Source organism: Ruthenibacterium sp., from assembly GCF_017421385.1.
In the GTDB taxonomy this organism is placed as follows: domain Bacteria; phylum Bacillota; class Clostridia; order Oscillospirales; family Ruminococcaceae; genus Ruthenibacterium; species Ruthenibacterium lactatiformans.
This window is the reverse complement of sequence record NZ_JAFOIN010000013.1, coordinates 1-15,015: the sequence shown is the minus strand read 5'-3', so window position 1 is coordinate 15,015 and position 15,015 is coordinate 1. Positions and strand designations below refer to the sequence as shown.

10 protein-coding genes and 1 pseudogene are annotated in these 15,015 nt (G+C 62.4%); 10 read left to right on the top strand and 1 reads right to left on the bottom strand.

The features are described 5' to 3' along the window. The first annotated feature begins 21 nt into the window (after positions 1-21). The 9 genes and pseudogenes from purC to purB all read left to right on the top strand — a co-directional run bounded on the left by purC (position 22) and on the right by purB (position 12,365). Positions 22-732 (top strand): phosphoribosylaminoimidazolesuccinocarboxamide synthase, encoded by a 711-nt coding sequence (gene purC / locus IIY41_RS01400; RefSeq protein ID WP_009323809.1) that lies wholly within the window; start codon positions 22-24, stop codon positions 730-732. A gap of 4 nt (positions 733-736) precedes the next feature. Next, positions 737-2,185, top strand: a complete 1,449-nt coding sequence (gene purF / locus IIY41_RS01395; RefSeq protein WP_009323810.1) for an amidophosphoribosyltransferase — start codon at positions 737-739, stop codon at positions 2,183-2,185. Between the two features lie 23 nt (positions 2,186-2,208). After that, complete coding sequence (gene purM, locus IIY41_RS01390) at positions 2,209-3,246, top strand: phosphoribosylformylglycinamidine cyclo-ligase (protein ID WP_009323811.1); 1,038 nt, start codon at positions 2,209-2,211, stop codon at positions 3,244-3,246. Further along, positions 3,240-3,815: pseudogene (gene purN, locus IIY41_RS01385) on the top strand (phosphoribosylglycinamide formyltransferase); the annotation flags it as partial. The gene purM and the pseudogene purN, both read left to right, overlap by 7 nt. A gap of 57 nt (positions 3,816-3,872) precedes the next feature. After that, positions 3,873-4,592, top strand: coding sequence for an IMP cyclohydrolase (locus IIY41_RS01380; protein ID WP_055080503.1), 720 nt, complete (start codon positions 3,873-3,875; stop codon positions 4,590-4,592). Between the two features lie 58 nt (positions 4,593-4,650). Further along, on the top strand, positions 4,651-5,823 hold the full coding sequence (locus IIY41_RS01375; protein WP_040910064.1) for a phosphoribosylaminoimidazolecarboxamide formyltransferase: 1,173 nt from the start codon (positions 4,651-4,653) through the stop codon (positions 5,821-5,823). Between the two features lie 85 nt (positions 5,824-5,908). Further along, positions 5,909-7,189, top strand: coding sequence for a phosphoribosylamine--glycine ligase (gene purD, locus IIY41_RS01370; protein WP_119981090.1), 1,281 nt, complete (start codon positions 5,909-5,911; stop codon positions 7,187-7,189). Between the two features lie 19 nt (positions 7,190-7,208). After that, positions 7,209-10,919 carry a phosphoribosylformylglycinamidine synthase gene (locus IIY41_RS01365; protein ID WP_287399331.1) on the top strand — a complete coding sequence of 1,237 codons (3,711 nt, stop codon included), beginning with the start codon at positions 7,209-7,211 and terminating at the stop codon, positions 10,917-10,919. Between the two features lie 12 nt (positions 10,920-10,931). Continuing rightward, positions 10,932-12,365 carry an adenylosuccinate lyase gene (purB, locus tag IIY41_RS01360; RefSeq protein ID WP_050005522.1) on the top strand — a complete coding sequence of 478 codons (1,434 nt, stop codon included), beginning with the start codon at positions 10,932-10,934 and terminating at the stop codon, positions 12,363-12,365. Positions 12,366-12,457: 92 nt separating this feature from the next. On the opposite strand, the gene IIY41_RS01355 is transcribed toward purB, so the two are convergent. After that, positions 12,458-13,327: a YitT family protein gene (locus IIY41_RS01355; protein WP_050005521.1), complete on the bottom strand. Its 870-nt coding sequence runs from the start codon at positions 13,325-13,327 to the stop codon at positions 12,458-12,460. A 506-nt stretch (positions 13,328-13,833) separates the two neighbouring features. Here IIY41_RS01355 and IIY41_RS01350 point away from each other — a divergent pair. Beyond that, on the top strand, positions 13,834-15,015 hold a 1,182-nt coding region (locus IIY41_RS01350; protein ID WP_287399328.1), incomplete at its 3' end, for a DEAD/DEAH box helicase.

The following is a 15,015-nucleotide window of genomic DNA, read 5'->3' as shown; positions in this document are numbered from 1 at the left end:
CAAAAGAGGGAGAAGAACAACATGGAAAAACGGGAACAGCTGTATGAGGGGAAAGCCAAAAAGGTATTCGCCACAGACGACGCGGACCTTGTCATCGTGGATTACAAGGACGACGCCACCGCCGGCGACGGAGCAAAGAAAGGCACCATCCGCGGCAAGGGCGTGGTGAACAACAGGCTTTCCAACAACCTGATGAAGATGCTGGCTGAAAAGGGCGTGCCCACCCACTTTGTGGAGGAATTGTCCGACCGCGAGACGCTGGTGAAAAAGGTGGAGATCGTGCCGCTGGAGGTCATCATCCGCAACGTGGCCGCTGGCAGCTTCACCAAGCGTCTGGGCGTGCCTGAGGGAACGGTGCTGAAGATCCCCACCATCGAGTTCAGCTACAAAAACGACGAGTATCACGACCCCCTCATCAACCATTACCACGCGCTGGCCCTGGGCCTGGCCACGCAGGAGGAGATCGACACCATCACGAAATATGCCTTCCAGGTGAACGACATCCTTTCCCAATATCTGCTGGGCTTCAACATCCGCCTCATCGACTTCAAGCTGGAATTCGGCCGCCTGCCCGACGGCTCCATCGTGCTGGCCGACGAGATCAGCCCCGACACCTGCCGCTTCTGGGACGCCACCACGGGCGCGCACCTGGATAAAGACCTGTTCCGGCGCGACCTGGGCGGCGAAGAGGAAGCCTACCGGGAAGTTATGAAGCGCCTGCTGGGGGAGTGAACGGATGATCAAAGACTATCTTGACGAAAAGCTGCATGAAGAGTGCGGCGTGTTCGGCGTTTACCGCCGCGACGCGGACCTGGACGTGGTGGGTACCACCTATTACGGCCTGTACGCGCTGCAGCACCGCGGCCAGGAGAGCTGCGGCATGGCGGTGAACGACGACGGCGTGTTCTACAAACGGCGCGAGCTGGGCCTTGTGAACGACGTGTTCACCAAGGACGTGCTGGAGACGATGCCCCGGGGCAATATGTGCATCGGCCACTGCCGCTATGCCACCACGGGGGTGCCCGTCCGCTCCAATGCGCAGCCCTTTGTGATCCGCCACATCAAGGGACCGATGGCGCTGGCTCACAACGGCAACCTGACAAATTCCGCCGAGCTGCGTTCGGAATTCGAGCTTTCGGGCGCGATCTTCCACTCCACGTCGGATACGGAGGTCATCGCTTACGCCATCACCCGCGAGCGCCTTTCCTCCGACAGCATCGAACAGGCCGTGGAGCAAACGATGGACAGGCTGAAGGGGGCGTATTCGCTGGTGGTGATGAGCCCGCGCAAGCTCATCGCCGCGCGGGACCCGCAGGGCTTCCGCCCGCTGTGCATCGGCAAGCTGGGCGAAAACGACATCATTGCCAGCGAGAGCTGCGCCATCACCGCCGCGGGCGGCGAGTTCGTGCGCGATGTGGAGCCGGGCGAGATCGTGGTGTTTGACGAAAACGGCTGCCGCTCCATCCGCACCCACTGCGGCTGCCCCACAGGCCTGTGCGTGTTTGAATACGTGTACATCGCCCGGCCGGATTCTGTTGTGGACGGCGCTTCCGTACACCGGGCGCGCCGGCGAGCCGGCGCGTTTCTGGCGCTGGAGCACCCTGTGCAGGCGGACGTCGTCATCGGCGTGCCGGATTCGGGCCTGGACGCGGCGCTGGGCTATTCCCAGCAGAGCGGCATCCCTTACGGCATCGGCTTTTTGAAGAACAAATACATCGGCCGAACGTTCATCCAGCCCAACCAGAAGCTGCGGGAGAACACCGTGCGCATCAAGCTGAACCCCATTGCGGACACCGTGAAGGGCCGGCGCGTGGTGCTGGTGGATGATTCCATCGTGCGCGGCACCACCTCGCGGCAGATCGTACAGATGCTGCGGGAAGCCGGGGCCACGGAAGTGCACTTTTTGTCCTCCGCGCCGGAATTTCTGTATCCGTGCTATTTCGGCGTGGACGTGGACAGCCGGGAAAATCTCATCGCCGCCAACCATTCGCTGGAGGAGATGCGGGAGATTTTGGGTGTGGACAGCCTGGGCTTTTTGAGCGTGGACGGAGTGAAGAAGATCGCCGAGGGCTGTAAATGCGGCCTGTGCACGGGCTGCTTTACGGGCAAATACCCGGTGGAGCCGCCCAAAAGCACTGAAAAAAGCAAATTTGAAAAGAAAATTTCCGAAAATATCAACGACTGACCGTCGGGAACAGGAGAAACGATATGAAGAGCTTTTCCGAGAGCTACAAGGCAGCGGGCGTTGACATCACGGCGGGCTATGCCGCGGTGGAGCTGATGAAACAGCATGTGGCGCGTACGATGACGCCGGGCGCCATCGGCGGGCTGGGCGGCTTCGGCGGCCTGTTCGAGCTGGATATGACGGGCCTCACCCACCCGGTGCTGGTCTCCGGCACGGACGGCGTGGGCACGAAGCTGAAGATCGCTTTTCTGATGGACAAGCACGACACCGTGGGCATCGACTGTGTGGCCATGTGCGTCAATGATGTGATCACCTGCGGCGCGAAGCCACTGGTATTTCTGGACTATATCGCCTGCGGAAAGAATTACCCGGAGAAGATCGCCTCCATCGTGGCGGGCGTGGCCGAGGGCTGCGTCCAGGCGGGCGCAGCGCTTGTGGGCGGCGAGACCGCCGAGATGCCGGGCTTTTACCCGGAGCAGGAATACGACCTGGCCGGCTTTACCGTGGGCGTCGTGGAAAAAAGCAAAATCATTGACAATACGAAGATGCAGGCGGGCGACGCCGTCATCGCGCTGCCCTCCAGCGGCGTGCACTCCAACGGCTTTTCTCTTGTGCGCAAGATATTCAATGTGGAGTACGCGGATATCTGGCAGCATTACGACGAACTTTCCGGCACGCTGGGCGAAACGCTGCTCACGCCCACAAAAATTTACGTCAAGCCCGTGCTGGCGCTGATGGAGCAGGTGGATGTGCGCGCCGTGAGCCACATCACGGGCGGCGGCTTTTATGAGAACATCCCCCGCGCGCTGGCCGCGGGCTGCGTGGCGAAGCTCGAGAAAAAGAGCCTGCGCATGCCGCCCATCTTCCCGCTGCTGCAAAAGGTTGGCAAAATTCCCGAGCGGGACATGTTCAATACGTTCAATATGGGCGTGGGCATGGCTGTCGTCGTGCCCGGCGACAGGGCGGACGAATCCGTGCGCATCCTGAAGGAAGCGGGCGAGGATGCGTACATCCTGGGCGAGATCGCGAAGGGTGCGGAAAAGGGCGTAGAGCTATGCTGAACGTAGCGGTGCTGGTTTCCGGCGGCGGCACGAACCTGCAGGCCATTCTGGACGCAAAGGCCGCGGGCGCGCTGCCCCATGCGAAAATCGCTCTGGTGCTGGCCTCAAAGCCCGGCGCGTACGCGCTGGAGCGCGCGTCCAAAGCAGGCGTGCCCGGCATTGTGGTGGCGCGCAAAAGCTATGCCGCACCGGAGGAATACGACGCGGCGCTGCTGGCCGCGCTGCGGGAGCACCGCATCGACGTGGTGGTGCTGGCGGGCTTTTTGTCCATCCTGGGCCCCAGCGTCATCACCGCGTATTCCGAGCGCATTCTGAACGTGCACCCCAGCCTGATCCCCAGCTTCTGCGGGGCGGGCTATTACGGCCTGCGGGTGCATGAGGCAGCGCTGGCAAAGGGCGTGAAGGTGACGGGCGCGACGGTGCATTTTGTGAACGAAGTGCCGGACGGCGGACGCATCCTGCTGCAGCAGGCCGTGGACGTGCTGCCCGGCGATACGCCGGAAACGCTGCAGAAGCGCGTGATGGAGCAGGCGGAATGGAAGCTGCTGCCCCGTGCGCTGGCGCAGCTGACGGAAGAATTGGACGCGGCGGACGGACCCGCCGCGCCGCGGAAAGAGGAGAAGGATATGGACCATCTGAGCCTTGCGGCGGAGCTTGCCGTAAATACATACCCCGGCCGCGGCATCGTGCTGGGAAGGTCGGAGGACGGCAAAAGCGCCGTCATCGCCTATTTTATCATGGGCCGCAGCGCAAACAGCCGCAACCGCGTGTTCACCGCGAAGGACGGCGGCATCATTACCGAAGCGGCGGACCCCTCCAAGCTGGAGGACCCGTCCCTCATCATCTACGCGCCCGTGCGCGTGCTGGGCAAAACAACCATCGTGACCAACGGCGACCAGACGGATACGATATACGACCACCTGGCCGCGGGCAAGGGCTTTGCCAAGGCGCTGCGCACGCGCACCTTTGAGCCGGATTCCCCCAACTTCACGCCGCGCATCTCGGGCATTGTGAAGGTGAAGGACGGCGCAATGAAGTACAAGCTGTCCATTCTGAAATCCGACGGCGGCAACGCGGATTCCGTGGAACGGTTCTTCTTTGAATACGACCAGCCCGTTGCAGGCGAGGGCCGCTTTATCCATACCTACCGCTGCGACGGCAGCCCCATCCCCAGCTTCGCGGGCGAACCGGAGCGCGTGCGCCTGATGGGCGATATCGACACGTTTACAAGAATGGTCTGGAACAGCCTGAACGAGGACAACAAGGTTTCGCTGTTTGTGCGGTATATCGACCTTGCCACGGGCAAAACGCAGGACCGCATCGTGAACAAATACGAAAAAGTGTAACGCGCCGCCCCGTGTGCGGCAGGGCCGCCGGGGACATCGAATGGGGGTTTTTAAGGATATGAAAGAACTGGAACTGAAATACGGCTGCAACCCGAACCAGCGGCCCGCGCGCATCTTCATGCGGGAGGGCGAGCTGCCCATCACCGTTTTGAACGGCAAACCGGGCTATATCAATTTCCTGGACGCGCTGAACGCGTGGCAGCTTGTAAAAGAGCTGCGCCAGGCCACGGGCCTGCCCGCGGCCGCGTCGTTCAAGCACGTCAGCCCCGCCGGCGCGGCGCTGGGCCTGCCGCTGGACGATACGCTGAAAAAGATGTATTTTGTGGAGGACATCGAGCTTTCCCCGCTGGCCTGCGCCTATGCCCGCGCCCGCGGCGCGGACCGCATGTCCAGCTTCGGGGACTGGATCGCCCTTTCCGACGAATGCGACGAAGCCACGGCGAAGGTCATCCAGCACGAGGTGTCGGACGGCGTTATCGCGCCGGGCTATTCCGCCGCCGCGCTGGCCATCCTGAAAACAAAGCGCAAGGGCGGTTACAACATTGTCGCCATCGACCCATCCTACCAGCCCGCGCCCGTGGAGCACAAGGATGTGTTCGGCATCACGTTTGAGCAGGGGCGCAACGAGCTGAAGTTCGGCGACGATACGTTCTCTAATATCGTCACACGGAACAGGGCGCTGACAGACGAGCAGAAGCGGGACCTGACGCTGTGCCTGATCGCGCTGAAATACACCCAGTCCAACTCGGTGTGCTACGCCCAGGGCGGACAGCTCATCGGCGTGGGCGCGGGCCAGCAGAGCCGCATCCACTGTACGCGCCTTGCGGGCAACAAAGCGGACATCTGGCAGCTGCGCCACCACCCCAAGGTGCTGGGCCTGCCGTTCCGTCCCGACGTCTCCCGCCCCAACCGCGACAACGCCATCGACGTGTATATCTCCGACGAATGGGAGGACGTGCTGGGCGACGGCGTGTGGGCGGAGACCTTCACCACACGTCCCGAACCGTTGACGCCCGCCGAAAAAAAAGAATGGCTGTCCAAGGTCACGGGCGTCTGTCTCGGCAGCGACGCATTTTTCCCCTTTGGGGACAACATCGAGCGCGCGCGCCGTTCCGGCGTGACGGCCATCGTGGAGCCGGGCGGCTCCATCCGGGACGGGCAGGTCATTGAAACCTGCGATAAATACGGCATTGTGATGGCGTTCAACGGCATCCGCCTGTTCCACCATTAAAAAGAACGCCGCGCGGCCGCGCCGGGGCGGAGCACGGATCTGCCCGCGTTTGGCGGCGCGGCGGCGAAAGCAGGGAGGTTGACCTATGAAGGTTCTGGTTGTCGGCGGGGGCGGGCGGGAGCACGCTATCATCCGCAAGCTGAAGGAAAGCCCGCGGCGCCCCGCGCTGTATGCCGCGCCGGGCAACGGCGGTATCGCCAGCGACGCCGTGTGCGTGCCCATCGCCGCCACCGACGTGGCGGGCGTGGTGTCCTTTGCTGTGCAGGAGGGCATCGATTATGTGGTCGTCGCGCCGGACGACCCGCTGGTGCTGGGCATGGTGGACGCGCTGGCGGAAAAGGGCATTCCCGCCTTTGGCCCCAACAAGGCCGCCGCCATTCTGGAAGGCAGCAAGGTGTTCAGCAAAAACCTGATGAAGAAGTACGGCATCCCCACGGCCGCCTACGAGACGTTTGCGGACGCGGGCGAGGCCGCGGCTTATGTGCGCGCCAACCGGAAGTACCCGCTTGTCGTCAAGGCGGACGGCCTTGCGCTGGGCAAGGGCGTGCTGATCTGCGAGGACGAGGCCGCGGCGCTGGCCGCTGTGAAAAGCATCATGGAGGACAGGCAGTTCGGCGCGTCGGGCAGCCGTATCGTCATCGAGGAGTTTCTCACGGGGCCGGAGGTTTCTGTACTCAGCTTTACCGACGGAAAAACCGTCGTGCCCATGGTGTCCAGCATGGACCACAAGCGCGCGCTGGACGGCGACAGGGGCCTGAACACCGGCGGCATGGGCACCATCGCGCCCAACCCCTATTATACGCAGCAGATCGCACAGGTGTGCATGGAGACGATTTTCAAACCCACCGTTGCGGCCATGAACGCGGAGGGCCGGCCCTTCAAAGGCTGTTTGTATTTCGGGCTGATGCTTACGCCCGACGGCCCGAAGGTCATTGAGTACAACTGCCGTTTCGGAGACCCGGAGACCCAGGTGGTGCTGCCGCTTCTGGAGAGCGACCTGCTGGCTGTGATGCAGGCCGCCACCAACGGTACGCTGGCGCAGACGGAAGTAAAATTCAGCGGCCAAAGCGCCGCGTGCGTGGTGCTGGCTTCAGGCGGATACCCGCAGCACTATGAAAAAGGAAAGCCCATCACGGGCCTCGCGGACGGCCAGCTGCCGGGCGGCGGGGCCACCGTGTACCACGCGGGCACGGCCCTTGCGGACAATGTGCTCGTCACCAGCGGCGGGCGCGTGCTGGGCGTCACCGCCGTGGCGGATTCGCTGTTTGACGCCGTGGCCGCGGCCTACGGCGCGGCAGACCAGATCGGCTTTGAGGGGCTGCACCGCCGCTCGGACATCGGCCAGAAGGCGCTTGCCGCGCTGTGAGCCACAGGGAGGAAACGTTATGGTATATCGCATTTATGTGGAAAAGCGTCCCGAATACGCGGTGGAGGCCAGGGGCATTTTGTCCGAGATCCGTCATCTGCTGCGCATCAAAAGCGTAACGGGCCTGCGCCTGCTGAACCGCTACGACGTGGAGGGCATCTCCGAAGAGCTGTTTTCCCAGTGCTGCGGCACCGTGTTCAGTGAGCCGCAGCTGGACTTCACCTATACGGCCGTGCCCGAAGGCGCGGACGCGGTGTTCGCCACCGAGTTCCTGCCCGGCCAGTTCGATCAGCGCGCGGCCAGCGCCGCCGAGTGCATCCAGCTCATCAGCCAGGGCGAGCGGCCCGACGTGCAGTCCGCCCGCGTGTTCCTGCTGTACGGCGCGCCCAGCGCGGAGGAGCTGGCTGAAATTAAAAAATACGTCATCAACCCCGTAGAGGCTCGGGAGGCGTCCCTTGCGGAGAAGGCCACGCTGAAGACCGATTACGCCATCCCAACCACCGTGGAAACACTGGAGGGCTTCACCGCGCTGGACGCGGCCGGCCTTGCGGATTTTGTGAAGCGCTACGGCCTGGCCATGGACGAGGGCGACATCGCCTTCTGCCAGAGCTATTTCAAAAGCGAGCATCGGGACCCCACGATCACCGAGATCCGTATGATCGACACCTATTGGAGCGACCATTGCCGCCACACCACCTTCGGCACCATCCTGGACGACGTGCAGATCGAGGACGAGACGGTGAAGGCCGCATGGGAGCGTTATCTTGCGCTGCGCAGGGAGGTGCATGCGGGCAAAAACAAGCCCGTATGCCTGATGGACCTGGGCACCATCGGCGGAAAGTACCTGAAAAAGACCGGCGTGCTGAAGAACATGGACGAATCCGACGAGATCAACGCCTGCAGCGTGCGCATCACCGTGGACAACAACGGTACGGACGAGCCCTGGCTGCTGCTGTTCAAAAACGAGACGCACAACCATCCCACCGAGATCGAGCCGTTCGGCGGCGCGGCCACCTGCATCGGCGGTGCCATCCGGGACCCGCTGGCCAACCGCGGCTATGTGTACCAGGCCATGCGTGTCACTGGCGCGGGCGACCCTCTGGTGCCTGTCAGGGATACCATGCCCGGCAAGCTGCCGCAGCGCAAGCTGGTGACGACAGCCGCGGCAGGCTATTCCAGCTACGGCAACCAGATCGGCCTTGCCACCGGTATGGTGGACGAGCTGTACCACCCGGGCTACATCGCCAAGCGTATGGAGATCGGCGCGGTGGTGGGCGCGGTGCCCGAGGCAAATGTGCGCCGTGAGCAGCCCGTCCCCGGAGACGTGGTGATCCTGCTGGGCGGCCGCACGGGCCGCGACGGCTGCGGCGGCGCGACAGGGTCCTCCAAAGCCCACAAGCTGGAGAGCCTGGAGACCTGCGGCGCAGAGGTGCAGAAGGGCAATGCGCCCGTGGAGCGCAAGCTGCAGCGCCTGTTCCGCACAAAGGAAGCAACGCGGATGATTAAGCGCTGCAACGACTTCGGCGCGGGCGGTGTTTCCGTCGCCATCGGTGAGCTGGCCGACGGCCTTTCCATTGACTTGAACGCCGTACCGAAAAAATATAACGGGCTGGACGGCACCGAGCTTGCCATCTCCGAGAGCCAGGAGCGCATGGCCGTTGTGGTGGCGAAGGAGGACGCGGAGAAATTCATTGCCGCAGCCAACAGGGAAAACCTGGAGGCCACTGTCGTGGCCGAGGTGACGGCGGAGCCGCGCCTTGTCATGCGCTGGAACGGCAACATCATCTGCGACATCAAGCGCAAATTCCTGAACTCCAACGGCGCGGAGAAGCATATGGACGTGCGCGTGCCGGCACGCAGCGTGGCGCCCTGCAAAGTGCCGGAGGGCACGCTTGAGGAAAAACTGACCGCGCTGATGAGCGATCTGAACACCTGCAGCAAAAAAGGACTGTCCGAACGGTTCGATTCCACCATCGGCGCGGGCACGGTGCTGATGCCTTTCGGCGGCCGGACACAGCTCACGCCCGTGCAGGCAATGGCGGCAAAGCTGCCCGTGCCCCACGGCGAGACAAAGACCTGCTCCGGCATGGCCTGGGGTTACAACCCTTTCATCGCCGAACAGAGCGAGTACCACAGCGCCTACCTGGCCGTGGCCGAGAGCGTTTCCAAGCTGGTGGCCACCGGTTTTTCCGCCAAAAACGCCTATCTCACGTTCCAGGAATACTTCGAGCGCCTGGGCGCGGACCCCACCCGCTGGGGCCGGCCCATGGCCAGCCTGCTGGGCGCGCTGGACGCGCAGGTGGAACTGGGCGTCGCTGCCATCGGCGGCAAGGACTCCATGTCCGGCTCGTTTGAAAACATCGACGTGCCGCCCACGCTGGTCAGCTTTGCTGTTGCCGCGGGCAATACGGACAATGTCGTCAGCCCGGAGTTCAAGCTGCCCGGCTCGAAGCTGGTGCTGCTGAGCCCGGCCATGCGCGACGGCCTGCTGCCCAATGCCGGGAGCCTGAAGCTGCTGTGGGCGCAGGTGGAGACGCTCATCAAAGAGAAAAAGGTGCTTTCTGCCTACACGCCGTCCATGGGCGGTCTGGCCGAGGCACTGTTCAAAATGGGCCTGGGCAACCGCCTGGGCGTGCGTTTCGCCCCGGGCTTTGACGCCGCAAAGCTGTTCGGCTACGCCTATGGCAGCTTTGTGCTGGAGCTGGCGGAGGACATCGACGTGGGCACGCCCATCGGCGAGACAACAGCGCGCTATGTGTGGGAACTGAACGGCGAGACAGCCGACCTGGCCAAAGTGCAGGAAGCCTATGAAGCAAAGCTGGAGCCGGTGCTGCCCTACCGTACGGCAGAGGCAGCCGGGCCGGCGCAGGAGGCGCCCGCGCTGAAGTACGAGGCGCTGAACCGCGTGGCGCCCAAGGTGGGCACAGCAAAGCCCCGCGTGCTGATCCCGGTGTTCCCGGGCACAAACTGCGAGTACGATTCCGCCCGCGCCATGGAGCGCGCCGGGGCCGAGCCCGAGGTATTCGTCATCAACAACCTCACCCCGGCCCATGTGGCCGAGAGCGTGGCTGCTGTGAAGGAGCTCATCGGGCGCAGCCAGATGATCTTCCTGCCGGGCGGTTTCTCCGGCGGCGACGAGCCGGAGGGCAGCGCCAAGTTCATCACGGCGTTTTTCCGCAACCCGGCCATCACCGAGGCCGTGCGCGGGCTGCTGCAAAAGCGCGACGGCCTGATGCTGGGCATCTGCAACGGCTTCCAGGCGCTCATCAAGCTGGGCCTTGTGCCCTTCGGCGATATCGTGGAGACGGATGATACCTGCCCCACGCTGACATTCAACACCATCGGCCGCCACCAGAGTATGCTGGTGCGCACCCGTGTGGCGTCGAACCTTTCGCCCTGGCTGCAGTATACAAAGCCGGGCGATGTGCACACGGTGGCCGTCAGCCATGGCGAAGGCCGCTTCGTGGCCGGAACCGAAACGCTGGACCGCCTAGTGAAAAACGGGCAGATCGCCACCCAGTATGTAGACCTGTCCGGCAAGCCCACCATGGACGTGCGCCACAACCCCAACGGCAGCTACTATGCCGTGGAGGGCATCACCAGCCCGGACGGCCGTGTACTGGGCAAGATGGGCCATTCCGAGCGCAGCGGCGACAACCTGTATAAGAACGTGGACGGCAACAAATACCAGAAGCTGTTTGAGGGCGGCGTGGATTACTTCAAACTGTAAGAGGAGAGCACAATGGCACACGATACCTATACTTCCCCGTTCCAGACGCGTTACGCGTCGAAAGAGATGCAGTACATCTTCTCGGAGGACAATAAATTCAAGACGTGGCGCAGGCTGTGGATCGCGCTGGCGAAGGCCGAGCAGAAGCAGGGCCTGCCCATCACCGACGCGCAGATCGCCGAGCTGGAGGCGCACAAGGACGACATCAATTACGATGTGGCCGCCGCCCGGGAAAAGGAGTGCCGCCACGACGTGATGAGCCACGTCTATGCCTACGGCGTGCAGTGCCCGGAGGCAAAGGGCATCATCCATCTGGGGGCCACCAGCTGCTATGTGGGCGACAATACCGATATCCTTGTCATGCGCGAGGGGCTGGAGGTAGTGCGCCGCAAGCTGCTGAACGTGATGGCCCTGTTGGCAGAATTCGCGGACGAATACAAGGCCATGCCCGCGCTGGCCTACACACATCTGCAGCCCGCGCAGCTCACCACCGTGGGCAAGCGCGCCGCGCTGTGGCTGGGCGAGCTGTATATGGATTACGCCGAAATCGAGACGCGCATCAAGGGGCTTGCGCTGCTGGGCAGCAAGGGCACCACGGGCACACAGGCCAGCTTTGTAGAGCTGTTTGAGGGCGACGACGCAAAAATCAAGGCGGTGGAGGCCGACATCGCCGCCGCGCTGGGTTTTGAAAAAGTGGTTCCCGTTTCGGGCCAGACGTATTCCCGCAAAGTGGACTACAATGTGCTGTCCGCGCTGTCCGGCGTTGCGCAGAGCGCCATGAAGTTCGGCAACGACATGCGCCTGCTGGCCAATTTCAAGGAGATGGAGGAACCGTTTGAGAAAAACCAGATCGGTTCGTCCGCCATGCCCTACAAACGCAATCCCATGCGGTGCGAGCGCATCTGCGCGCTGGCCCGCTACGTGATGATCGACGTGCTGAACCCCGCGTTCACCGCGGGCACACAGTGGTTTGAACGCACGCTGGACGATTCCGCCAACAAGCGCGTGGCCGTGGCCGAGGGCTTTTTGGCCGTGGACGCCATTCTGAACATCATGCTCAACGTGTGCGACGGCCTGGTGGTATACCCAAAGGTCATCCGAAGCCGCATTATGGCGGAGCTGCCCTTCATGGCCAGCGAAAACATCATGATGAGCGCCGTCAAGAAAGGCGGCGACCGCCAGGAGCTGCACGAGAAGATCCGTGTCTATGCGCAGCAGGCGGCAAAGGTCGTGAAAGAGGAGGGCGGCAAAAACGACCTCATCGAGCGCATCTGCGCCGACTCCTCTTTCGGGCTGGATTACGAGGAGATCGAGGCCATCCTCAAGCCGGAGGACTTCACGGGCCGCAGCGCCGCACAGGTGGAGGAATTCCTGGCGGATTGCATCCGCCCGCTTCTGGAGGAAAACCGCGCGCTGCTGGGAGAGAAAGCTGAACTTTCTGTATAATCAGATGGGAAAATTACAAAAAACCGCCCCGGTATGCAACAAAGCGCCGGAGCGGTTTTTTGTGTAAAAGGAAAAGCAGGCAGGCGCGCCGTTCAGATGGCGCGGAAGCCCTTGCCGATGGTCTCGCTGGAATTGACGATGGTGATGAAAGCGCCGGGATCCGTCCGGCGGATGTAATTGCGCAGGGAGACAGCTTCGCGCCGGTTCAGCACCGTGGTGATGACCTGCTCGTCCCGGCCCGAAAAGGCGCCGTGGGCCGTATATACGGTAGCGCCGCGGTGCAGCGTGCCCATGATGAACTCATTGATCTTGTCCGGCTGGCGGGACACGATGGTGACCTTTTTGCGCACGTTGATGCCTTCGATGACGCCGTCCACCACAAAGGCCTTGGCCAGCAGGCCCAGCACGCAGTACAGGCCTGTGCGCACGCCGTACAGCCCGCCGGCAAACAGCGCGATGCAGAAATCCGAAACGAGCAGCGCCTTGCCGATCTCCAGACTCGTGTATTTGGAAAGGATCATGGCAATGATGTCGGTGCCGCCGCTGGAGGCGCCGATGTTAAAAATAATAGCGCTGCCCGCCGCAGGCAGGATAACGGCGTAGCACAGCTCCAGGAACGTGTCGTCCGTAAACGGGCGGGCCATGGGCACGGCGCGCTCCAGCACCCAGACATAGAACGAGAGCGCCACCGAAGAGTAAAGCGTGGCCCCGATGACCGCGCGCCCCAGAAACACCAGCCCCAGCACGATGAGCACGCCGTTGATGATAAACATGAACGTGCCCACATCCATATGCGGCAGAAGCGTGGCCGCGATGATGGAGATGCCGGACGTACCGCCCATTGCAAAATTATTGGGTGATTTGAAAAAATGGATGCCTGCCGCCAGCAGCACAAGGCCGAAGTTGAGCAGCAGGAACCAGATGATATGCGCGCGGGTAAAGATTTTTTTAGCAGCTTCCATCTTGGGGTTTCTCCCGTTCTGTGGTATAATATGTCCGGTTGGTGAATGCGAGCCGCAGGCGAAGCATGAGCCTGGCGGCATAGATACCATGTTTTTTAGTGAACACGAGCGGTACGCGAAGTGCGAGCTTAGAAATATGGTATAATAACCTCAAAGCCGCCGCATGTGCGGCCGGGCGTGTGCGTGGCACACGCCCCTGTGCTGACGCACAGAGCTTTGAGAACATTGAACCATGCAAAACCGCAGCAGGTGCGGTTTTGTTCTAGCCACGGCTGGCGGAGACATGATATAATATATAATAATATGGGGTTTTTTAGCCGTTTCCGCAATGTTTTGTCTCTGACCGCCCCCATTTTAGCACACTGTCCGCGTCGGTACAAGCCGCGCGGAGCCTGCCGGAAAAATTTTTTGCCCGGTGCGGGCCGCGCCCGCGAAAAAATATGTTTTTATTGCCCGGGACAGAAGGTGTGCGCGTCCCGCGATAAGGAAAGATTGGAACCCACTGCATGAAATTCAGCGATTTGAACCTGATTCCCCCAATTTTGAAAGCCGCCGCCGAGGCGGGCTACGAAGAACCGTCTCCCATTCAGCAAAAAGCCATTCCGCCCGTACTGGCCGGGCGGGACCTGCTGGGCTGCGCTCAGACCGGAACCGGCAAGACCGCCGCGTTCGCCATGCCCATTCTGCAGCGTCTGGCGGCTGCGCCAGCACCTTCGGGCGGGCGCCCCATCCGAGCGCTCATTCTCACGCCGACCCGCGAGCTTGCGCTGCAGATCGACGAAAGCTTTGCGGCCTACGGCCGCCATATGCGCCTTGCACACTGCGTTATTTTCGGCGGCGTGAACCAGAATCCCCAGGTGGCTCGGCTGAAAAAGGGCGTAGATATCCTGACAGCCACGCCCGGCCGCCTGAACGATCTCATCGGACAGGGCTATATCGACCTGAAAAATGTTGAGATATTCGTATTGGACGAAGCCGACCGTATGCTGGACATGGGCTTTGTACATGATGTGAAGCGGGTGCTCGCCTGCCTTCCGGGGCAAAAGCAGACGCTGCTGTTCTCGGCCACCATGCCGCGGGAGATCGAGGAGCTGGCCGACGGCCTGCTCCACGGCCCGGAAAAGGTGATGGTCGCGCCGCCCGCCACGACGGTGGAGCGCATTGAGCAAAGCGTTTATTTTGTGGACAAGGGCAACAAGCGCCACCTGCTGGCGCAGCTGCTGCAAAAACCGGAGGTGACCAGCGCGCTGGTGTTCACCCGCACCAAGCATGGGGCGGACCGCGTTGTGCGGGAGCTTGCCCGCGCGGGCATCGGGGCTATGGCCATCCACGGCAACAAAAGCCAGAACGCCCGGCAGGACGCGCTGGGCCGCTTCAAGGACGGCCGTATCCGCGTGCTGGTGGCCACGGACATTGCCGCCCGCGGCATTGACGTCAGCGGCCTTTCCCATGTGTTCAACTATGATCTGCCCAATATCCCCGAGACATATGTGCACAGGATCGGGCGCACGGGGCGCGCGGGGCACGCGGGCGTGGCCGTAAGCTTCTGCGACTTTGAGGAAAAGGAATATCTGGCGGATATTGAAAAGCTGACGCACATCCGCATCCCGTCCGTGGAACACGAGTGGCCGATGCAGGTGTTTGAAAAAGAAGAGAAACAGACGCAGGGGCGCGGCCAGCGCGCGCCG

Excerpts from the sequence above, each read along its gene's own strand:
- purC (WP_009323809.1), top strand. The coding sequence starts at position 22 with ATGGAAAAACGGGAACAGCTGTATGAGGGGAAAGCCAAAAAGGTATTC.
- purF (WP_009323810.1), top strand. The coding sequence starts at position 737 with ATGATCAAAGACTATCTTGACGAAAAGCTGCATGAAGAGTGCGGCGTG.
- purM (WP_009323811.1), top strand. The coding sequence starts at position 2,209 with ATGAAGAGCTTTTCCGAGAGCTACAAGGCAGCGGGCGTTGACATCACG.
- IIY41_RS01380 (WP_055080503.1), top strand. The coding sequence starts at position 3,873 with ATGGACCATCTGAGCCTTGCGGCGGAGCTTGCCGTAAATACATACCCC.
- IIY41_RS01375 (WP_040910064.1), top strand. The coding sequence starts at position 4,651 with ATGAAAGAACTGGAACTGAAATACGGCTGCAACCCGAACCAGCGGCCC.
- purD (WP_119981090.1), top strand. The coding sequence starts at position 5,909 with ATGAAGGTTCTGGTTGTCGGCGGGGGCGGGCGGGAGCACGCTATCATC.
- IIY41_RS01365 (WP_287399331.1), top strand. The coding sequence starts at position 7,209 with ATGGTATATCGCATTTATGTGGAAAAGCGTCCCGAATACGCGGTGGAG.
- purB (WP_050005522.1), top strand. The coding sequence starts at position 10,932 with ATGGCACACGATACCTATACTTCCCCGTTCCAGACGCGTTACGCGTCG.
- IIY41_RS01355 (WP_050005521.1), bottom strand. The coding sequence starts at position 13,327 with ATGGAAGCTGCTAAAAAAATCTTTACCCGCGCGCATATCATCTGGTTC.